The sequence below is a fragment of the Planococcus sp. YIM B11945 genome (genome assembly GCF_050864155.1).
Taxonomy (GTDB): domain Bacteria; phylum Bacillota; class Bacilli; order Bacillales_A; family Planococcaceae; genus Planococcus.
In genome coordinates this window covers 1-19,450 of sequence record NZ_JBOZWR010000009.1, presented here as the reverse complement: position 1 = coordinate 19,450, position 19,450 = coordinate 1, and the positions used below count along the sequence as shown (strand labels likewise).

Below are 19,450 nucleotides of genomic sequence, written 5' to 3'. Positions count from 1 at the left end.
TCTCATTATAACGATTGATGCTCCGTTTCTGCAACTGCTTGGACGGTTTCAATCGCTTTCGTTAAGTTTTCATAAATGATATTTCCGATAACGACCGTATCAGCGGCCGCTGCCATTTCGCGTGCTTTCTCGGGCGAATCGATGCCGCCTCCATAAAAAAGGCGGGTTTCGGACAACACGTTTTTAACGCTTTTCACTAACTCTATATCGCCATACATTCCGCTGTATTCCATGTAAAAAATCGGCAGCCGGAAGAAATGTTCGGCCATCCGTCCATATGCAAGAACGTCATCTTTCGTTAACTCCGTTTTGGCACCCGTCAGCTGCGCTGCTTTGCAATTCGAATTCAAAATGCAATAGCCTTCGGGAACAAGTTCTTCCCAGTCCATCACTTCTCCGTATTCACGGATCGCTTCGTGATGGAGGCCTTTGATCCATTTTGGATCTTCGCTATTCAATACCGTGGGAATAAAATAAAAATCAAAACCCGGTGTCACCGAATCGACCGTTGAGACTTCCAAAACCGCCGGCACCGTATAGCGCCGTACCCGTGCCATTAAATCAAGGACATTGTCGAGTGTGACATTATCGCTGCCGCCAATCAAGATGGCATCAGTCCCGGATTCGCAAATTCGTTCCAAATGTTCATCGGAAATCGATTTGGCTGGATCTAATTTAAAAACATGCCGCCATGTGTGAAAGTCCAAATGATTCACCTAACCTTTAGCTTGTTAAAGAAATTTATTAATGAAAATTGAATTGGTTCGTGTAAAGGCTATTCCGCAAAACAGCTCCGCGAGAACCGTGTGCTCCTGCAGCGTTGCAAAGGCATTGCCCGAACTAACTTGGGCTTAGCACCCACGTGGGTTTCGGCACTTCGCTATCCCGCGGGAGTCTCCACTGTTTTGCTCCATAGCTAAAGGAAAACTCAAAAACTAAGTTGTGAGACCTTATATCTCAAAAATCATTCTTAATATGAATGAATAAATGAAGTTTATCTTTTTCATCTTCTCATTATAACAAATAAAAGGCTGTCCACTAAGCCATATCATAGACTTAGTGGACAACCTTGCTCTTTTTAAGGCAACTAAACGCACTGCTCCTGACTCTGTCTCGCTTCGCTAGCTTTGAGACAAAAAGAACTCTGCTCCTAATCGCTTCGCTGCTTCGCCGCAAAAGAGTTGCTTCAAATTACTTTGAAGCAACTCTTTTGTTCAGTCTTTCGGAAGTTGAAACGGTTTTTCGTCCGGGTACATGCGTCCTAGCATTTCGTCGTATGCGTCATTGCCGTAATTTAAGCAGCGGCGCACGCGTGAAATGGTTGCTGTGCTCGCTCCCGTTTCATTTTTTATTTTTTCGTACGTTTTTTTCATTCGCAGCATATGGGCTACTTCTAAACGTTGGGACAGCGATTGAATTTCGCTGATCGTGCACAAATCATCGAAGAAGCGATATGCTTCTTCTTTGTCGTTCAAGGCCAAAATGGCTTCGATCAATTGATCGGTTTGTGGTCCGCGAATTTTATCTACTTGCATATAGCTTCACCGTCCTTTCATTTCTATCGCTTACGGGGTATAGTCAACCATTTCGCCTATAGACGGAACAATATGGATCCATGTTTTCCCCGGATCCAATTCGATGGCTTCCCCGTTATTGGTCGGCACTAACATTCCGCCCAAATTGCTCCACTGAGTTTCCATGACGCCGCCATTTTGAAAAACAAGGGCACTGCCTCCGCTTTCCAAATCGATGGACAGCCTTCCTTCAGCATCGATGGTGTCATGGGTTGCTTCCAAGACCAAAACATTGGAAACCGCAACGGCTTCACCCGATTCTTTATCCTTTGTCTCTTCGCCGCCGGATGCGCGGTTGTACTGCCCCGTATTTTCATCGTATGTAAACACGCTGTAAAATTGAGGATTCGCACCATAGCGCACTTCAATGCGAGATGCCTGTTCCTCCAGTTTAGCACGTTCATCCGCTTCATTGAACTGATACGTTGAATTGCCGCTAAAATCGGCATCTGCTTCCACTTGCTCCATGCCTGCTCGCACATTATCGTACATGATGTACGAATTATGCGGCGCGACACGGTCGGTTGAACGCTGAAACAGCGTACCGTCGTAAAAAATGCCATTGATATGGTCTACCTCTCCCGAGTCAAGCAAGCTGCGTGCATCGGGGCTGAAGCCGTGGGCGACGAAAAAAGCGTCGTAGCTTGCGGCCATTTCCACAAAATAATCACGGGCACTGCGAATCGGACCCATTTCTTCTGGAAATTTGCTTTGATACAACGCCAAGAAACGGGTTACGTTGCCTTCTGCTAAAAATTCAAAGACAATATCCGCTTCCACCAGTCCCGTTTGCGGCCTTGCATCCGGATGATTGTTGATGACCGCCATGACCGGCCGCGCTTCAAATGGCTCTTCTGCTTGCTCTCCGCTGAACGGAGACACAAATACTTCAGGCTCTTCTGTTGGCGGTTGTTCCGGCGTTGCCTCTTCCGGCTCTTTATTCATTAGCCAATAAACCAAGGCGCCTGCCGCGAGCATTAAAATTACAATGATGCCAATCCACTTTTTCATTGGGCTACCTCATAAATGCAGGGAACAGGATTTTTTTATTTTTCACGTCATAAATTCCTTTTTGGGTAATGCGGATATACGGCAAATGCGTCGCCTGTAAAAACAACAGCGTGTAAACGGCATCGCCTTTTGTATAGCCCCGCTCTTTAAGCGCTTCTTTTAAAACCAGCTCTTGTTCAATGAGTTCTTCCATTGGCAGATCCGACATACCGCCGCCAATTGGCAAAGGCACGCTGCAAACCGTTTCGCCGTTTTCCACAAGGACAATGCCGCCTTGCATCAGCTTCACTTGATTGAATGCTTCCCACATGTCGTTGCGGTTTTTGCCGATCAACACAATGTCGCCTGTGCTCGTATACGAAGAAGCAAAACCGCTGACATTGGCTGCAAAGCCTTTGATGAGCGTATTGACCCGCCATTTGCCATGCCGGTCAAGAAGCATCAAAAAGCTTTCTTCGTGGTTCATGGACAAATTGCCGTCATGCGTATCGACACTGACTGAATACGGTTTGATGATGACGTCATTGACCATTTCAAGTCCGAATGGCATGGAGAACTGAAAATCATCTTCGGACAAATCGAAATCGAGATGAAGGTCCGGCATCACCGACCAATCAATTTTCGGGAATGCATGCACTTGTTTTCCGTCTTTTTTCAGCCACACCCCTTTTGAAATGACGCCGGATGGCACAGGGTTGTCCAAGCTGTCGAGAATGTTCAAATTTGCGTAGCGGCTCGTCGCAATGACGCCGTGCAAGCTCGTAACATTGTAATAGCGAGCCACGTTATAAGAAGCCATCAAATAAGCATCGATTGCCGGAACTCCCGCTTCAAGCGCAATCTTGATGCACAAGTCCATGACGCCGTTCAAATGGAACGACGGCGTCGAGCCGTCTGTCGTCATCATCAATTTGTCAAACACATTGAGTTCTCGTTCGATGATCCCTTTCAGCAAGTTCGGCAGATCGGGGCGAATCGATGAATGGCGAAGTGTCACACCGTACCCGTGAAGTAATCGCATTTCCGCTTCCTCGGCAGTCATCGCCTCATGGTCACCATCTGCACCGAGCAGGCGCATACGGGCCAACGTCTTTTCTGATGCTCCCGGGAAATGACCTTCGATTTTCTTGAGGCCCGTTTTCGCTTTTTGAATCCAATACAGCATTTGGTCATCGCCGTCCAACAGTTTTGGCCAGCCGGTCAACTCCCCGCCCAGCAAAACATCCGGCCGATCCAGCCATTCGCCGACGGACTTAGACGTAAACAATTGGTCTTCTTCATTCAATTCCGTTTGCGAATCAAATCGCGTCCACCAGTAATACGAGAACGGCAGCTTTTTCAGTTCATCCAGCAATGAAAACGCTTTCTCGTTTTCCAATGCCAAAAACAAAGTCAGGTTATCAGAAAGAAATGTCGTTGTTCCCCGTTGCGCTGCGTATTCTGCAAACGTTTGGGGATTGTATAGCTGATACGGGTGGACATGGGGTTCTATGTAGCCGGGAACGATAATTTTTCCAGTCATATTCGTTATTTCCGTTGAGCTGTCAATCTTCGGCATTTCTTTCCCGGCATAAACGATGCGGTTTCCCTTGATCCAAATATTCCCTGTCATCCATTTTTTAAAAATACTATGCAAATAATACGCATTGGTCAGCAAAATGTCCGGCGCTTCTTCTCCGTCTATTACTTTCAATTGTTGCCTAATTTCTGTATTTCTCCAAAGAGGATCCACTTTCATCCCACTCCTTTTCTACTCTAGTTCAATACATTATATACTAGCATAATAATGCATGATAATACAGGATGCCATTAAAAAACATGAATATTCTGAAAGTCATATGACACAATAAATACACTATGCCTGCTCTTACTTCCTGTAAAAAAATGAAAACTGCCTCAAAAGCGATTGCTCAGCTCTTGGGGCAGTTTTTTATTGATTAGTTAGGAACTTTTGTTGATAGCTGCTCTAATACGTCTGTTTTCTCTACTTCATTAAAAGTCAGCACTTTTGAAACCGGCTCATGCACTTCGCCATAAAGCTCTTCGTTTTTATAAGAATGAATGTCTTTATACGTTTTTTTCATCGCTTCAAAAATGTCTTCTTCTGTTTCGCCATTTGGAGCCCAGTACAAGATTTCCATTGAATTTTCTTCGCCAGTCGCAACAGAGCGGCGGCAATAGCCAATTGATGAGGCATGTTCAAATCCTTCTCGTGCATAAAAGCGCAAACGTTTTTCAGTATCGGTGTCTTCGTAATTGACCGGTTCTACTTCTAAAATGATCGGTTTGTTTTTGTCTTTCAACATTTGCAGCGTCTTTTTGCCGAGACCCATGCCGCGGGATTCTTTTGAAACGAATAAATAATCAACAAAAGAAAAGTCCTGGAATTCCGCATACATTAAAATGTGGTAAGGGCCTTCATCTTTACGGTAAACGTTCCCTTTTTCTTTCAGCAATACATCAAAGTGCTCTTTTGATTTCATTTCTTCTGCCGGGAAATACTGATTTAATTTTTCATACCAATTCATTAAAATGCCCCTTTCGAATTTAGACAACCTTTTTTAGCTTCGCTAGCTATGTCGTTCTGGAGAGTATTAGAGAGGTATAACAGTGGGTCTTAATCATATTAACTTCTATCTATACCCGATTGGCAAAGGGATAAAACAAAAATGACACAAATTCAGTTGAATAAGTGTCATTTCTTAATTGATAGCCCTATTATATCACTTTTTTGTTCACTTAACTATTATTTTGCTCGCCAACCGATATCGGATCGATAGAAAAAATGATTCCATGAAATGCGCCCTAATTGGCTGTAGACGTTTTCCTGGGCTTCTTGAATGGACGTACCTATTGCTGATACAAGCAGCACACGGCCGCCTTCTCCACTAAAACCATCGCTCGTGAGCTTTGTCCCGGCATGTGTGATTTCTACTTGTTGCAGTTTGGACAAATCAGGAAGCAAATGACCTTTTTTAACTGCCCCTGGGTAACCTTCGCCCGCAATGACGACGCCTAGAATCGCTTGATCGCTCCATTCAAGCTTATAGCTTTCTTTGTTTAATAGACTGGATAGGAATTGCGCAAAATCGGATGTTAAGCGCGGCAAAACCACTTGTGTTTCCGGGTCGCCAAAACGCGCATTAAATTCAATTACTTTCGGCCCTTCCCCGGTCAAGATAATGCCGGCGTACAAAACTCCGTTAAACGGCGTCCCCTCTGCTTCCATCGCCCGAACAGCCGGTTTGACAATCCGCTCAAACGTTTCATCAACAGCGGATTGAGGAATTTGCGGCACCGGTGAGTAAGCGCCCATGCCGCCCGTATTCGGCCCCCGGTCTCCGTCGTAAGCCCGTTTATGATCTTGCGAAATCGGCATGGGGTAGATTTGCCCATCTTGAACAAACGACATGAACGAAAATTCTTCGCCTGCCAAAAACTCTTCGATGACCACCTGCGAACCGGAACTGCCGAATTTCGCATCTTCCAGCATATCTTTAACAGCCGCAATCGCTTCACCTTCTGACGTGGCAACGATTACCCCTTTACCAGCAGCCAAGCCGTCCGCCTTTACCACAATGGGCGCACCTTTTGTACGGATAAATGCAATGGCCGGCTCCACTTCCGTAAACGTTTCATAAGCTGCTGTAGGTATGTTGTATTTTTTCATCAACTCTTTGGCAAAGGCTTTGCTTCCTTCAATTTGTGCAGCGGCTTTTGAGGGCCCGAAAATCTTCAAGCCCTGCTGTTGAAAATAATCCACAATGCCTTCAGCAAGCGGCTGTTCCGGACCGACAAACGTAAAGCTGACGTGATTTGCCTCGGCAAAATCCGCCAAGCCGCTGAAATTCATTTCATCAATAGGAACCAATTCTGCTTCCCCTTGCATCCCGTCATTTCCCGGTGCGGCATACACTTGTTCCACTACAGAAGAGCGGGAAAACTGGCGAACAATGGCGTGTTCTCTGCCGCCTCGCCCAATGACCAATACTTTCATCTCGCTTGCACCTCGCTTAATGTTTGAAATGGCGGATGCCCGTAAAGACCATGGCGATGCCGAATTCATTCGCTTTGTCGATGGATTCTTGATCTTTTTTCGAGCCGCCCGGCTGAATAATCGCTTTAATGCCCGCTTGCGCTGCCGCTTCCACCGTATCAGACATCGGGAAAAATGCATCAGAAGCCATAATGGCACCTTGCGCGCGGTTCCCAGCTTGTTCCAACGCGATTTTTGCAGAGCCGACGCGGTTCATCTGGCCTGCGCCAATGCCAAGCGTCATTTCCGCATCGCACACAACAATGGCGTTTGATTTCACGTGCTTAACGACGCTCCAGCCAAGTTTTAAGGCCGCAAGTTCCGCTTCAGTCGGCTGGCGTTCAGTAACTACTTGAATGTCTGCATTCTCATACCCGAGTTCATCCGGCTGCTGGACCAAAAGCCCGCCTTCGACTGTCACCAAGTTCCATGAATCTTTCGTTGCCCGCTCAAACGGAATCGTCAACAAGCGGATGTTTTTCTTTTGCGTCAATATTTCCAGCGCTTCTTCTGTAAAAGCCGGCGCAACGACAATCTCCAAAAAGATCGAAGCCAATTGAGTGGCGGTTGCCGCGTCCACTTCGCGGTTAAGTGCCACAATGCCGCCAAAGATCGATGTTGCATCTGCTTCGTATGCTTTGGCAAACGCTTCGCTGATGGTTTCCCCAGTTCCAACGCCGCAAGGGTTCATGTGCTTGACCGCAACCGAAGCAGGCAAGGTGAATTCTTTGATCATTTGAAGCGCTGCATTGGCATCTTGGATGTTATTGTAAGACAGTTCTTTGCCATGCAATTGATCGGCACCCGCAATCGAAAAATCAGAGCCTAGCGGACTGCGGTAAAATGCCGCTTTTTGGTGCGGGTTTTCACCATATCGGAGCGATTGGTTTAATTCATATGTAAGAGTCAGTTGATCCGGGAATTCTTCTCCTGCCAGGTCTGTTAAATAATTAGAAATATACGAATCGTAAGCCGCTGTGTGGCGGAACACTTTTGCGGCCAAGCGGCGGCGCGTTTCAGGAGTCGTGCCATTTTGTTTACGCAGTTCGATCAATACCGCTTCGTAGTCGCTCGCGTCGACAATGACTGCGACATACGCGTGGTTTTTCGCAGCGGAACGCAGCATCGTCGGCCCGCCAATATCGATGTTTTCAATGGCATCTTCAACCGTCACATCCGGTTTCACAATCGTTTCACGGAATGGATACAAGTTGACGCACACAATATCGATCGGCGAAATGCCGTTTTCAGCCATTTCACGCTGATGCTCCGTGTCGTCTGGTTTTGCCAGCAAGCCGCCATGAACAAGCGGATGAAGCGTTTTGACGCGACCACCCAAAATTTCCGGGAATTTTGTGACTTCATCAACCGCAGTAATAGCGACGCCGTTGTCTTCTAAAAAGCGTTTCGTGCCGCCTGTTGAAAGAATTTCGTAGCCCATTTGTTCCAGTTCTTTTGCAAAATCCAAAATGCCGGATTTGTCCGATACACTGAGTAGCGCTCTTTTTTTCACTGTAAATCCTCCTAATAGCCGATTGTTTATTGATGGAGCAATTGTTGCAGCGTTTCCGGATAAAGCTCATGTTCAAGTTCATGGATTTCTTTTTCCACGGCTTCCCGGCTTTTTCCAGCAATAGGAAATGCCTTTTGGGAAATGATAGCGCCCGTATCCATGCCCGCATCGACGAAATGCACCGTGACTCCTGCACGTTCCGCTTTTGCCGCAATCGTTTGGCCGATGGCATCTTTCCCGGGGAAGGCAGGCAGCACAGACGGATGGATATTGACGATGCGGTTTTCAAAAGCCGCAAGCAAAACCGGTCCAATCAAACGCATATAGCCCGCAAGCACGAGCCATTCCACACCGCGTTCTTCGAGTTTTTCTTTCAGCAATTCTTCATAAAGCTGCTTTGAATCAAATTGAGCCGGAACAAAAGAAAACGACTCGATTCCAAGCCGTTTTGCCCGTTCCACTACAAATGCTTCCGGCCTGTCCGTCACCACAAGCACAAGTTCTGCCTGCAGCTTGGCGTCTTGAATGGCATCGGCAATCGCCTGAAAATTAGAGCCGTTTCCAGATGCGAAAACGGCGATTTTTGGTTTATTCTTCATTTCAAACTGCCATCCTGTTCACCGGCAAATTGGACGCCGGGCGTTTGAGACACTTGTCCGATTTTATAAGCTTGTTCACCACTTGCATTTGCTGCGGCGATGACATGCTCTGCATCTTCTGGAGCAACCGCTATGACAAATCCGATGCCCATATTGAATACAGAGTATAAATCGCGGTCAGCAAGCTTTCCTTTTTCTTTCAACAACTTGAAAACCTCCAGCACCGGCCAGCTGCCAAGTTGAATTTCTGCTCCTAAGCCGTCCGGCATCATCCGCGGAAGGTTTTCAATAAAACCGCCGCCCGTCACATGGGCCATGCCGTGGATTTGGACTTCTTCTGCAACCGCCGCAACGGCTTTCGCGTAGATTTTTGTCGGCGTCAACAAAACATCGCCTAGCGGCCCAAGTGCTTCATAGCCTTCAATCGCTTGGTTTAACGTGAAGTTATTTTCTTCAAAGACAATATGGCGGACGAGCGAGTAGCCATTGGAATGGATGCCGCTAGAGGCTAAGCCAACCAACACATCACCAGCTTGAATGTTCTCACCCGTAACGATTTTTGATTTTTCAGCAGCTCCCACCGCGAACCCCGCAATGTCGTATTCGTCTTCTTCGTAAAGGCCCGGCATTTCAGCCGTTTCGCCGCCAATCAGTGCCGCACCGGCTTGAACACAACCGTCCGCGACACCTTTGACGATTTGTTCAATTTTTTCAGGAACCGCTTTGCCAACCGCGATATAATCGAGGAAAAACAACGGCTCAGCGCCTTGCGCCACGATGTCATTTACACACATGGCCACGCAGTCTACGCCGATCGTATCGTGCTGATCAGCCATGAACGCAAGTTTCAACTTGGTTCCAACGCCGTCCGTTCCAGACACCAAAACTGGCTCTTTTAAGCCAAGTGCCGACAAATCGAACATGCCGCCAAAACCTCCGAATGTTCCCATTAAGCCGTGGCGCGCTGTACGCTCCACATGAGATTTCATGCGTTGGACCGCTTCATAGCCCGCTTCGATATTGACGCCTGCTTTTTCATACGCTTTTGACACGCTGTTTCCCCCTATCGCACTTTTTCTTTTTCATGCGGCAATACTGTACTTGGATAGATGTTCGTCGGGTATTCTCCTGTAAAACAAGCCAAACAATGGCCGCATTTCGAGCCTGGATCGGTTCTGCCGATATTTTGCACCATGCCATCCACTGACAAGAACGACAACGAATCAGCTCCAATAAGCTCGCGCATTTCTTCTATTGTATTATTTGCTGCGATCAGTTCACCTGACGTGCTGATGTCGATGCCATAAAAACATGGACTTTTGATCGGCGGAGAAGAGATGACCACATGCACTTCTGTCGCGCCGGCTTCTTTCAACAAATTGACGATATGGCGGGAAGTCGTGCCGCGGACGATTGAATCGTCAACCATGATGACGCGCTTGCCTTTGACTACTTGGCGGACCGGCGACAATTTCATTTTCACGCCTTGTTCACGCAGATCTTGCGAAGGCTGGATAAAGGTACGGCCGACATAGCGGTTTTTAATTAAGCCGAGTTCATACGGAATGCCGCTTGCTTCCGAATAGCCAATAGCTGCAGAAATACTTGAATCCGGTACGCCTGTTACGACATCTGCTTCAATTTTAAATTCTTTCGCCAATTGAATGCCGAGGCGTTTCCGCGCAGAATGGATATTGATGCCGTCAATATCGGAATCTGGACGGGAAAAGTAGACGTATTCCATCGTGCAGATTGAGCGTTCTTCCGGGTAGGCAAAACGTTCTGCGCGCACGCCGTCTTTCGTGACAATTAAAAATTCGCCTGGTTCAACTGAGCGGACAAATTCCGCTCCGACGATATCAAATGCACAAGTTTCCGATGCCGCCACCCATGCATCGCCAAGCTTGCCGAGCGACAATGGGCGCAAGCCATGGGGGTCAAGCGCAATGTACATCGCGTCTTCCGATAAAATGATACAAGCAAATGCGCCTTTTAAAAGAGACAATGCGTTTTTCGCCTTTTCTTCAAACGTTGCATAGCCGCTGCGCTTGATCAAATGCGCCAGCACTTCGGTATCGGACGTTGTTTGGAAAATGCTGCCTTGGCGTTCCAAATGGCCTTTTAATTCGGTCGCGTTAACCAAGTTGCCATTATGGGAAATGGCCAAGCTGCCTGTTGTCGAATTAAACAGAAGCGGCTGGACATTTTCAATGCCGCTGCCACCTGCAGTCGCATAACGGACGTGGCCGATTGCCGCATGGCCCGCTATTTTTTCAATTTTCTCTGGCGTAAACACTTCACTGACCATGCCTTCGCCTTTTAACGGTTTTAAAGAATCTCCATCTGTCGAGACAATTCCAGCGCCTTCTTGGCCGCGGTGCTGCAGCGCATGCAAGCCGTAGTACGTCAACTGAGTGGCATTGGCATGTCCCCAAATTCCAAAGATACCGCATTCTTCATTTAAGCTTCTGATTTCAGTAAGCATGGGATAGCTCCTTTCCAAGCTGAGCGAAGCGTTTCGACTCTTTCGTTGATCCAAGCCGTGCCGTCTTCACTTTTGATGATCACGTGTTCCCCAGTGACAGTTCCGATCTGCTTGGCATCAGTAACGATTGTTTCAAATTCTCCCATGTGTTCCGGTGATACAGAAACGATAAAACGCGATTGCGATTCGCTGAAAAGAGCTGTTGTTGCTGATCCTGAAAGTGTCGCTTCGATTCCCAATCCGTTGCCAAATGTTTTTTCCGCGAGCGCTACAGCTACTCCGCCTTCTGCTACGTCATGAGCAGAAACGACAAGCCCTTGCTGGATGGCTGCAAGAATTTGCTGCTGGCGTGTTGCTTCTACTGTCAAATCGATTGCAGGCGCTTTGCCGAAAATGCGGCCTTCTACCATTTTTTGCAGCTCACTGCCGCCAAATTCCGTAAAGCTTTCCCCGATCAAGTACACAACATCACCTACGTTTTTCACGTCTTGTGTCGTCACGTGTTTCAAATCTTCCACAAGGCCGACCAAGCCGATTGTCGGCGTCGGGTAAATTGCCGTGCCATTTGTTTCATTGTATAAAGAGACGTTTCCGCCAATCACCGGCGCGTCCAAAATCGTACACGCTTCCGACATGCCGTCAGCCGCTTTTTCCAGCTGCCAGAAAATCTCCGGCTTTTCCGGGTTTCCGAAATTCAAACAATCCGTGATGGCGAGTGGTTTTGCTCCTGAAACGACCACGTTGCGCGCCGCTTCCGCAACCGCAATCTTGCCGCCTGTTTCTGGGTCCAAGTAAATGTAACGGGAATTGCAGTCTGTCGTCATCGCCAGTCCTTTGTTTGTTCCGCGAACACGGACAACCGCTGCATCTGATCCCGGACTAACCACCGTGCTCGTCCGTACTTGGTGATCGTATTGATTATAGACCCATTCTTTTGAAGCAATCGTTGGCTGCTGCAATAAATTCAGCAACGCTTCTTGATGATTATCAACTTTTGGTTCAACATTTTTCATCGCTTGGTATTCCGTGAAATACGCTGGCACGCTTGATGGCTTGTGGTAAACCGGCGCATCTTCTGCCAATGCATCAACCGGCACTTCCGCAACCACTTCGCCTTTATGAAGAAGGCGTAAAGTAGAGTCGTCCGTGACGGTTCCGACCGTTACCGCATCCAGGCCGTATTTTTCAAATAGCTCGACGATTTCCGGTTCACGTCCTTTTTGCACAACGATCAACATGCGTTCTTGCGATTCGGATAACATCATTTCGTAAGCGGTCATTCCCGTTTCGCGCTGCGGGACATGATCCAAATCCATTTCAATTCCCGAGCCCGCTTTTGAAGCCATTTCAGCTGATGAAGAAGTCAGCCCTGCTGCTCCCATGTCTTGAATGCCGACAAGCGCATCGGATTTCACAAGTTCAAGGCATGCTTCTAGCAACAATTTTTCCATGAACGGATCGCCCACTTGAACTGCGGGACGGTTGTCCCCGGATGATTCCGTCAATTCTTCTGATGCGAATGTAGCGCCGTGGATGCCATCACGTCCTGTTTTGGCGCCAACATACATCACTGGGTTGCCGACGCCTGAAGCGACGCCTTTTTGGATGTCTTTGTGGTCAATTAAACCGACACACATTGCGTTGACCAGCGGATTGCCGTCATACGAATCATCAAATTGCACTTCGCCGCCCACAGTCGGAATGCCGATGCAATTTCCATATCCAGCGATGCCGGCAACCACTTCTTCAAACAAATATTTCACTCGTGGGGTCGTCAGTTCGCCAAAACGGAGCGAGTTAAGCAGTGCAATGGGACGTGCACCCATTGAGAACACATCGCGGATAATGCCGCCTACGCCTGTAGCAGCACCTTGATAGGGTTCAATCGCTGACGGGTGGTTATGCGATTCCATTTTGAAAACAACTGCCTGCCCGTCGCCAATATCCACAATGCCCGCTCCTTCGCCTGGACCTTGCAAAACACGAGGCGCTTTTGTCGGGAATTTAGCAAGAACCGGCTTGGAGTTTTTGTACGAACAATGCTCAGACCACATGACCGAAAACAAACCGGTTTCCGTGTAATTCGGCGTTCTTCCTAAAATCGTTTCGACCATTGCAAATTCCGCATCCGATAAGCCCATTTGCTGATATATTTTCTGTTCTTTAATCTGCGCTGTATTTGGCTCAAGCATGAGTGACATTTGCTTCCCTCCACTGTTTCACAATTGATTTGAATAACGCAAGACCGTCGCTGCCGTTGATCAATTCAGATACTGCTCGTTCCGGATGAGGCATCATGCCAAGCACATTGCCGCGTTCATTGATGATGCCCGCAATTTGGTTGCGGCTGCCGTTAAAATCATCCGCGTATGAAAAGACGATTTGATTGTTTTTTTGAAGCTGATCATAAGTAGCATCGTCGCAGTAATAATTGCCTTCGCCGTGAGCGATCGGGATTTGGATTTCTTGGCCGTCTTTATACTGATTAGTAAACAGCGTATTGGCATTTTCCACTTTTAAGCCGACTGTTTTGCACATGAATTTCAAGTTTTTATTGCGCAACAACACGCCTGGCAAAAGACCCGCTTCCGTCAAAATCTGAAACCCGTTGCAAATTCCTAAAACCGGCTTCCCTGCTTCTGCTGCTTTTTTCACTTCGTCCATGACTGCTGATGATTGGGCAATCGCGCCGCAGCGCAAATAGTCGCCATAGGAGAATCCGCCCGGCAGCAAAACGCCGTCAAACTTGCTCAAGTCGGTAGAATCGTGCCAAACGTACTCTGCTTCTTCGCCGAGTTCATCTTTAATGGCATGGTACATATCCAAATCGCAATTCGAACCTGGGAACACAATCACTGCGAACTTCATTGTGAGACAGCCTCCTCAACTTCAAAACGGTAATCTTCAATCACGGTATTCGTCAGCAATTTCTGGCACATTTCGTTGACCAGCGTATCCACATCTTGTGCATCATCTGCAATGTTCAATTCCAAGTATTTGCCGATCCGGACATCTTCAACTTCCCCGTAGCCCATTTTATGAAGCGAGCCCATAACAGCAGAGCCTTGCGGATCCAATACACTTTCGCGCAATGTTACATAGATTTTCACTTTTTTCATGAATGTTGACCTCCCAGTCGAGTCAAAATGAGTTTGTATGCATCAGTTAAATTGCCAAGATCTCGGCGAAATACATCTTTATCAAGCTTTTGCTTTGTTTTTGCATCCCACAGGCGGCACGTATCCGGAGATATTTCATCCGCAAGCAAAATGTCGCCATTTGCATCGCGGCCAAATTCAATTTTAAAATCGATCAAGTCGACGCCGATTTCATTAAAGAAACCGATCAATACTTGGTTGATCACAATCGCTTTTTCACGCAGCTGCGCTACTTCATCGGGGCTGGCCAACTCAAGAAGGTCGATGTGGTCCTCTGTGATAATCGGGTCGCCGAGTTCATCGTTTTTTAAGTAAAACTCAATAATGGGGCGGGCAAGCACTGTGCCTTCTTCAATGCCAAGGCGTTTCGCCATGCTGCCTGCCACAATATTGCGTACCACAACTTCTATCGGGATAATGGAAACTTGCTGGACCAGCTGTTCATGGTCAGACAATTGCTCTACGAAATGAGACGCGATTCCCGCTTTCTGCAATTTTTCAAATAACAACGAAGTGATTTTATTGTTCAGTGTACCTTTGCCGGCGATTTCCGCTTTCTTTTCTCCATTGAAAGCGGTCGCCGAGTCTTTGTATTCGACCCATAAAATATCTTGTTCGTCTGTTGCGTATAAGCGTTTGGCCTTTCCTTCGTACAAAAGCTGACCTTTTTCCATTATGAATGCCCCCGTTTAGTTTAATCCAAGTCGGTTGAAAATCATGTCCACTTGCTGCAAGTGATGATTGTAATCAAAGCAGTCATCCAATTCTTCTTTTGATAAATGAGAAGTGATTGTTTCATTTGCTTCGACGATTTTGCGGAAATGCGTTTGGTTTTCCCAAGCTTTCATCGCACACGGCTGAACGGTATCGTACGCCGCTTCGCGAGCCATGCCTTTGTCGATCAATGCCAACAACACACGCTGCGAATAAATGAGGCCTAGCGTTGAATCCATATTGCGCTTCATGTTTTCCGGGAATACGGTCAAATTCTTTACGATGTTGCCAAAACGGTTCAGCATATAGTTCAACGCAATCGTTGCATCCGGCAAAATCACCCGTTCAGCTGATGAATGCGAGATGTCGCGTTCGTGCCAAAGCGAGACATTTTCGTATGAAGTAACCATATAACCGCGGATCAAGCGCGCAAGGCCTGTCATGTTTTCAGAACCAATCGGATTGCGCTTATGCGGCATAGCAGAAGAACCCTTTTGTCCTTTTGCGAAAAATTCTTCCACTTCGCGTGTTTCCGATTTTTGAAGGCCGCGGATTTCCGTTGCAAATTTTTCGATCGATGTCGCAATCAAAGCCAGCGTGCTCATATACTGGGCGTGGCGGTCGCGCTGAAGCGTCTGTGTAGAAATCGGCGACGCTGCAAGGCCAAGCTGTTTGCAGACATATTCTTCAACGAAAGGATCAATATTGGCATACGTGCCAACCGCACCAGACATTTTACCCGTTTCAATCGTTTTCGCCGCTGCTTCAAAACGCTCCAAATTGCGTTTCATTTCTTCATGCCACAGCGCTAGCTTCAAGCCGAATGTCGTCGGTTCTGCATGGACACCGTGCGTCCGGCCCATCATAACAGTCATTTTGTGATCTTTGGCTTTATTGGCTAAAATTTCGATAAAATTCGTTAAATCCTTGCGGAGGATCTCGTTTGCCTGTTTTAGCAAATACGATAATGCCGTATCCACAACGTCAGTTGAAGTTAACCCGTAATGAACCCATTTGCGTTCTTCGCCGAGTGTTTCCGATACCGCTCGTGTAAAAGCTACCACATCATGGCGGGTTTCTTCTTCAATTTCCAAAATGCGATCTACGGAGAATGAAGCATCTCTGCGGATTTTTGCCACATCTTCTTTTGGAATATCGCCGATTTCTGCCCAAGCTTCACATGCTAGAATTTCAACTTCCAGCCAAGCATTATACCGGTTTTCATCTGTCCATATGGCACCCATTTCGGGCCGTGTATAACGTGCTATCATCTTTTGTTTCCTCCAATTATTTCGGCCAAATGCCGGATTCATCTATTTCTTTTAAAGTTTCGTTGATATCTTCTGTCAAAATGGTCACATGCCCCATTTTGCGCTTATGCTTGGCTTCTTCTTTCCCGTACAAATGGATGGACCAGTTCGGGAAATGCGCAATTTTCGAAGCGAGAGGCGCTACATGTTCGCCGAGCACATTGACCATCACCGTATCCGACCACAATTTTGGCTCTCTCAGCGGCCAGCCGCAAATGGCCCGGATGTGTTGATGAAACTGTGAAACGTTTGTGCCTTCTATCGAATAATGACCCGAATTATGGGGCCTGGGAGCCAACTCATTTACCACAATTTCGCCGTTTTCAAGGACAAACATTTCCACTGCCAGCGTGCCGATCATCTCCAAGTATGAAGCGATTTTACGGGCAGCTTCTTTTGCCCGTGAAAGTGTTGCATCTTCAATACGGGCCGGAACAATCGTTTGATGGAGAATGTGATCTTTATGGATATTTTCCCCAACAGGCAAGACCATCATTTCGCCGTGCACATTGCGTTGAATAATGACCGAAATTTCTTTCTCGAAGTTTACGAAAGCTTCCGCTACGCAAGAACCGTTTTGAAACAATGGCTCAGCTAGCGGCAATTCCTCTTTCGAAAAAATGGTCTGTTGCCCTTTGCCGTCATAGCCGCCAGTCGCAGTTTTTACCACAAACGGAAAATCCAGCTGGCTGCTTTTATTTACTAGCTCTTCGTAAGTGGCAGCGGCAATATAATCTGCAATCGCCACATCCGCTGCTGAAATTGCCTGCTTTTCGTAAATCCGGTTTTGCGTCACCCGAATCAATTCGGCTCCTTGCGGTACGTAAGCAATTTCCGCAAGCTGCTTTAATCCAGCCACATCAATGTTTTCAAACTCATAGGTGATGACGTCGCTTGCTTCCGCCAGCTCTTCAAGTGCATGAAAATCGTTGAACGGAGCGACGATTTGAACATCGGCAACTTGCCCAGTCGGAGAATCCATGCCAGGATCAAGAACTGCAATTTTAAAACCGGCTTCTTTTGCAGCGATTGCCATCATCCGCCCCAATTGCCCGCCGCCGATTATGCCAATCGTCTGCCCTGGCAAAATAGTTTTCGTCATACCAAATCACCTGTACTTTCCAGCACATCGGCTTTTATTTGGTCTCTCCGGTCCTGCAGCGCTTCGGCTATAGCCGCATCAGTCGTCCCAAGAATCTCTGCTGCAAGAAGTCCGGCATTGATCGCACCAGCCTTTCCAATTGCCATCGTCGCCACCGGCACGCCGCCTGGCATTTGAACAATCGACAACAGCGAATCCAAACCATTCAACGCCTTTGACTGAACCGGAACACCAATTACCGGCAACGTTGTTTTGGCTGCGACCATTCCCGGCAAATGCGCCGCTCCCCCAGCGCCTGCAATAATCACGTGTAGCCCTCGTTCTCTTGCTTCTTCTGCATAAGAAAACATTAAATCCGGAGTCCGATGGGCAGAAACCACTTGCTTTTCATAAGCGATATTCAACTCATCTAATATATCACATGCATGTTTCATCGTTTCCCAATCGCTTGAACTTCCCATGATAACGCCAATACGAGGATTCATTCCATTCTCTCCTTCTAAACAAATAAAAGCCCTCAAGCAAACTGCTCACTTTACGTGAAAAGCAGTTTACTTAAGGACTTGTTGTGTGCATAGCGAATTCGAAAAGAATGGCATAACATAGCCTTTCTTTCGCCAAGTCTCCATAAGTTGCTTTCCCGCATAGTCCGGACATTACGGTGTCCTGGTAGAAACGCAGAAGCCAATCCTTCTGCATATATGGGGTATTCTCACCTATCATAACAAGTTGATCAAAGCGCGTCAACGATAAACTCGAACGATTACACAATAGTCATTTCCATCGTTCGGTTTTAAGAGACTTTATTTCTTATTCTTCAATCTTTACACCTTTAAACTTAACAATTTGCCTTACCGGTATCGGTTCTCCATTCACTTCTTCAAACAAGGGCTCTTCTTTCCGCCCCATTGCCGCATACCCTTGCAGTTTCATGCGTTCGAGGCAGTCAGCCATCGTTTCGTTCTCGCCCACTTCAAACCAAACCGTCTTTTTGCTCATTTAAATAACTTTCCTTTCCTTACCGATTTGACCCAGAACCCGCCATGAATATTTTTCGGCTCATACGCCATAATGAATGCCTTCGGATCGATTGCTTTAATCGTATCATACAAACGCAATTCCATTTTTCGAGGAGTCAGGATTTGCATCGTCTGCCGTCCACCATCGCGGCCCTTTGCTTCCCAATCGGTGACCCCGTAACCTTTTTCGCGCAAGATATTTGGCAAATGGTCACTTTCTTCCATCGTAATCACATTTACCATAATATAGCCAAGCGCCATTTTCTCTTCAATTTTCGAGCCTACGATAACACCAGAAGCATAGCCAAGCGCATAAGCAATTAAATTTTGGATTTGATCCAAATTATCAAGAACCAAACCAAGTCCTACTATATAAATAGTAATCTCGAACATGCTTATCAAAGCCGCAATGTTTCGATAACCTTTCAAGGTCAAAATCATTCGGATTGTTGATATGGACACATATACAACATTAATGGCAAAAATAATGGCTACCATTATCCAAGGATTAAAATCCATTATATCCAACCTTTCCATAGAGCATTAAAGATTTATGTTTCATACTAGGTGAAATTTATAGTGATTGCAAGGAAGAAGGGTAAGCAAGACAAGAAGAGTAGCGTTAAGTAGAGTTTAAATAATAAAGAAAATTCATTTTTTCTTTTGAAAACAAAGAATGAACTGAAATCCTATTATATAGAAGAAATTTTACAATAAATTAAGTCTTGCTTATTTTACCGATCCAAGAAGGAGTACAGAACGCAAAAAAGCCGCTACCGGGAACCGGTAACGGCTTCTTTGACTGGTTGCCCAGCGACGTCCTACTCTCACAGGGGGAAACCCCCAACTACCATCGGCGCAAAAGAGCTTAACTGCCGTGTTCGGGATGGGAACGGGTGTGGCCTCTTTGCCATCATCACTGGACTCTT

General features: G+C 46.8%; 19 protein-coding genes, 1 rRNA gene and 1 riboswitch. All 20 genes read right to left on the bottom strand.

The genetic code is table 11. The features are described from left to right. Positions 1–5: 5 nt before the first annotated feature. The 20 genes from ACRRQV_RS16665 to rrf all read right to left on the bottom strand — a co-directional run bounded on the left by ACRRQV_RS16665 (position 6) and on the right by rrf (position 19,445). A complete protein-coding gene (locus ACRRQV_RS16665) occupies positions 6–707 on the bottom strand; it encodes a heptaprenylglyceryl phosphate synthase (protein ID WP_432532926.1) in 702 nt (233 codons plus the stop codon). Positions 708–1,214: 507 nt separating this feature from the next. Beyond that, the gene (locus tag ACRRQV_RS16660; protein WP_432532924.1) at positions 1,215–1,535 is read right to left on the bottom strand and encodes a YerC/YecD family TrpR-related protein; all 321 of its coding nucleotides are present in this window, start codon (positions 1,533–1,535) and stop codon (positions 1,215–1,217) included. Positions 1,536–1,565: 30 nt separating this feature from the next. After that, entirely contained in the window at positions 1,566–2,585 is a 1,020-nt protein-coding gene (locus tag ACRRQV_RS16655) for a DUF3048 domain-containing protein (RefSeq protein ID WP_432532922.1), read from the bottom strand. Positions 2,586–2,589: 4 nt separating this feature from the next. Continuing rightward, entirely contained in the window at positions 2,590–4,323 is a 1,734-nt protein-coding gene (locus tag ACRRQV_RS16650; RefSeq protein WP_432532920.1) for an adenine deaminase C-terminal domain-containing protein, read from the bottom strand. A gap of 199 nt (positions 4,324–4,522) precedes the next feature. Next, positions 4,523–5,113, bottom strand: coding sequence for a GNAT family N-acetyltransferase (locus ACRRQV_RS16645; RefSeq protein WP_432532918.1), 591 nt, complete (start codon positions 5,111–5,113; stop codon positions 4,523–4,525). 218 nt (positions 5,114–5,331) lie between these two features. Then, on the bottom strand, positions 5,332–6,582 hold the full coding sequence (gene purD, locus ACRRQV_RS16640) for a phosphoribosylamine--glycine ligase (protein WP_432532916.1): 1,251 nt from the start codon (positions 6,580–6,582) through the stop codon (positions 5,332–5,334). Positions 6,583–6,598: 16 nt separating this feature from the next. After that, positions 6,599–8,134, bottom strand: a complete 1,536-nt coding sequence (gene purH / locus ACRRQV_RS16635; protein ID WP_432532914.1) for a bifunctional phosphoribosylaminoimidazolecarboxamide formyltransferase/IMP cyclohydrolase — start codon at positions 8,132–8,134, stop codon at positions 6,599–6,601. Between the two features lie 26 nt (positions 8,135–8,160). Then, on the bottom strand, positions 8,161–8,733 hold the full coding sequence (gene purN, locus ACRRQV_RS16630) for a phosphoribosylglycinamide formyltransferase (protein ID WP_432532912.1): 573 nt from the start codon (positions 8,731–8,733) through the stop codon (positions 8,161–8,163). After that, a complete protein-coding gene (purM, locus tag ACRRQV_RS16625; protein WP_432532910.1) occupies positions 8,730–9,785 on the bottom strand; it encodes a phosphoribosylformylglycinamidine cyclo-ligase in 1,056 nt (351 codons plus the stop codon). Before purM ends, purN begins: the two co-directional genes overlap by 4 nt. An 11-nt stretch (positions 9,786–9,796) precedes the next feature. After that, positions 9,797–11,218: an amidophosphoribosyltransferase gene (gene purF, locus ACRRQV_RS16620; RefSeq protein ID WP_432532908.1), complete on the bottom strand. Its 1,422-nt coding sequence runs from the start codon at positions 11,216–11,218 to the stop codon at positions 9,797–9,799. Continuing rightward, positions 11,194–13,419 carry a phosphoribosylformylglycinamidine synthase subunit PurL gene (gene purL / locus ACRRQV_RS16615; RefSeq protein ID WP_432532906.1) on the bottom strand — a complete coding sequence of 742 codons (2,226 nt, stop codon included), beginning with the start codon at positions 13,417–13,419 and terminating at the stop codon, positions 11,194–11,196. The genes purF and purL overlap by 25 nt, the downstream gene beginning before the upstream one ends. Further along, positions 13,403–14,086, bottom strand: coding sequence for a phosphoribosylformylglycinamidine synthase subunit PurQ (gene purQ / locus ACRRQV_RS16610; RefSeq protein ID WP_432532904.1), 684 nt, complete (start codon positions 14,084–14,086; stop codon positions 13,403–13,405). The genes purL and purQ overlap by 17 nt, the downstream gene beginning before the upstream one ends. Further along, positions 14,083–14,337: a phosphoribosylformylglycinamidine synthase subunit PurS gene (gene purS, locus ACRRQV_RS16605; RefSeq protein WP_432532902.1), complete on the bottom strand. Its 255-nt coding sequence runs from the start codon at positions 14,335–14,337 to the stop codon at positions 14,083–14,085. The genes purQ and purS overlap by 4 nt, the downstream gene beginning before the upstream one ends. Continuing rightward, positions 14,334–15,050 (bottom strand): phosphoribosylaminoimidazolesuccinocarboxamide synthase, encoded by a 717-nt coding sequence (gene purC, locus ACRRQV_RS16600; protein ID WP_432532900.1) that lies wholly within the window; start codon positions 15,048–15,050, stop codon positions 14,334–14,336. The genes purS and purC overlap by 4 nt, the downstream gene beginning before the upstream one ends. 15 nt (positions 15,051–15,065) lie before the next feature. Further along, positions 15,066–16,361, bottom strand: coding sequence for an adenylosuccinate lyase (gene purB, locus ACRRQV_RS16595; RefSeq protein WP_432532898.1), 1,296 nt, complete (start codon positions 16,359–16,361; stop codon positions 15,066–15,068). Positions 16,362–16,377: 16 nt separating this feature from the next. Continuing rightward, positions 16,378–17,502 (bottom strand): 5-(carboxyamino)imidazole ribonucleotide synthase, encoded by a 1,125-nt coding sequence (purK, locus tag ACRRQV_RS16590; RefSeq protein ID WP_432532896.1) that lies wholly within the window; start codon positions 17,500–17,502, stop codon positions 16,378–16,380. Next, complete coding sequence (purE, locus tag ACRRQV_RS16585; protein WP_432532894.1) at positions 17,499–17,987, bottom strand: 5-(carboxyamino)imidazole ribonucleotide mutase; 489 nt, start codon at positions 17,985–17,987, stop codon at positions 17,499–17,501. Before purE ends, purK begins: the two co-directional genes overlap by 4 nt. A gap of 140 nt (positions 17,988–18,127) precedes the next feature. Next, positions 18,128–18,227: riboswitch (purine riboswitch) on the bottom strand. A gap of 85 nt (positions 18,228–18,312) precedes the next feature. Beyond that, positions 18,313–18,501 carry an NETI motif-containing protein gene (locus ACRRQV_RS16580; protein WP_432532892.1) on the bottom strand — a complete coding sequence of 63 codons (189 nt, stop codon included), beginning with the start codon at positions 18,499–18,501 and terminating at the stop codon, positions 18,313–18,315. Beyond that, positions 18,498–19,040 carry a DUF2179 domain-containing protein gene (locus tag ACRRQV_RS16575; protein WP_432532890.1) on the bottom strand — a complete coding sequence of 181 codons (543 nt, stop codon included), beginning with the start codon at positions 19,038–19,040 and terminating at the stop codon, positions 18,498–18,500. Before ACRRQV_RS16575 ends, ACRRQV_RS16580 begins: the two co-directional genes overlap by 4 nt. 289 nt (positions 19,041–19,329) lie before the next feature. Beyond that, positions 19,330–19,445 (bottom strand): 5S ribosomal RNA (rrf, locus tag ACRRQV_RS16570). Between the last annotated feature and the right edge of the window lie 5 nt (positions 19,446–19,450).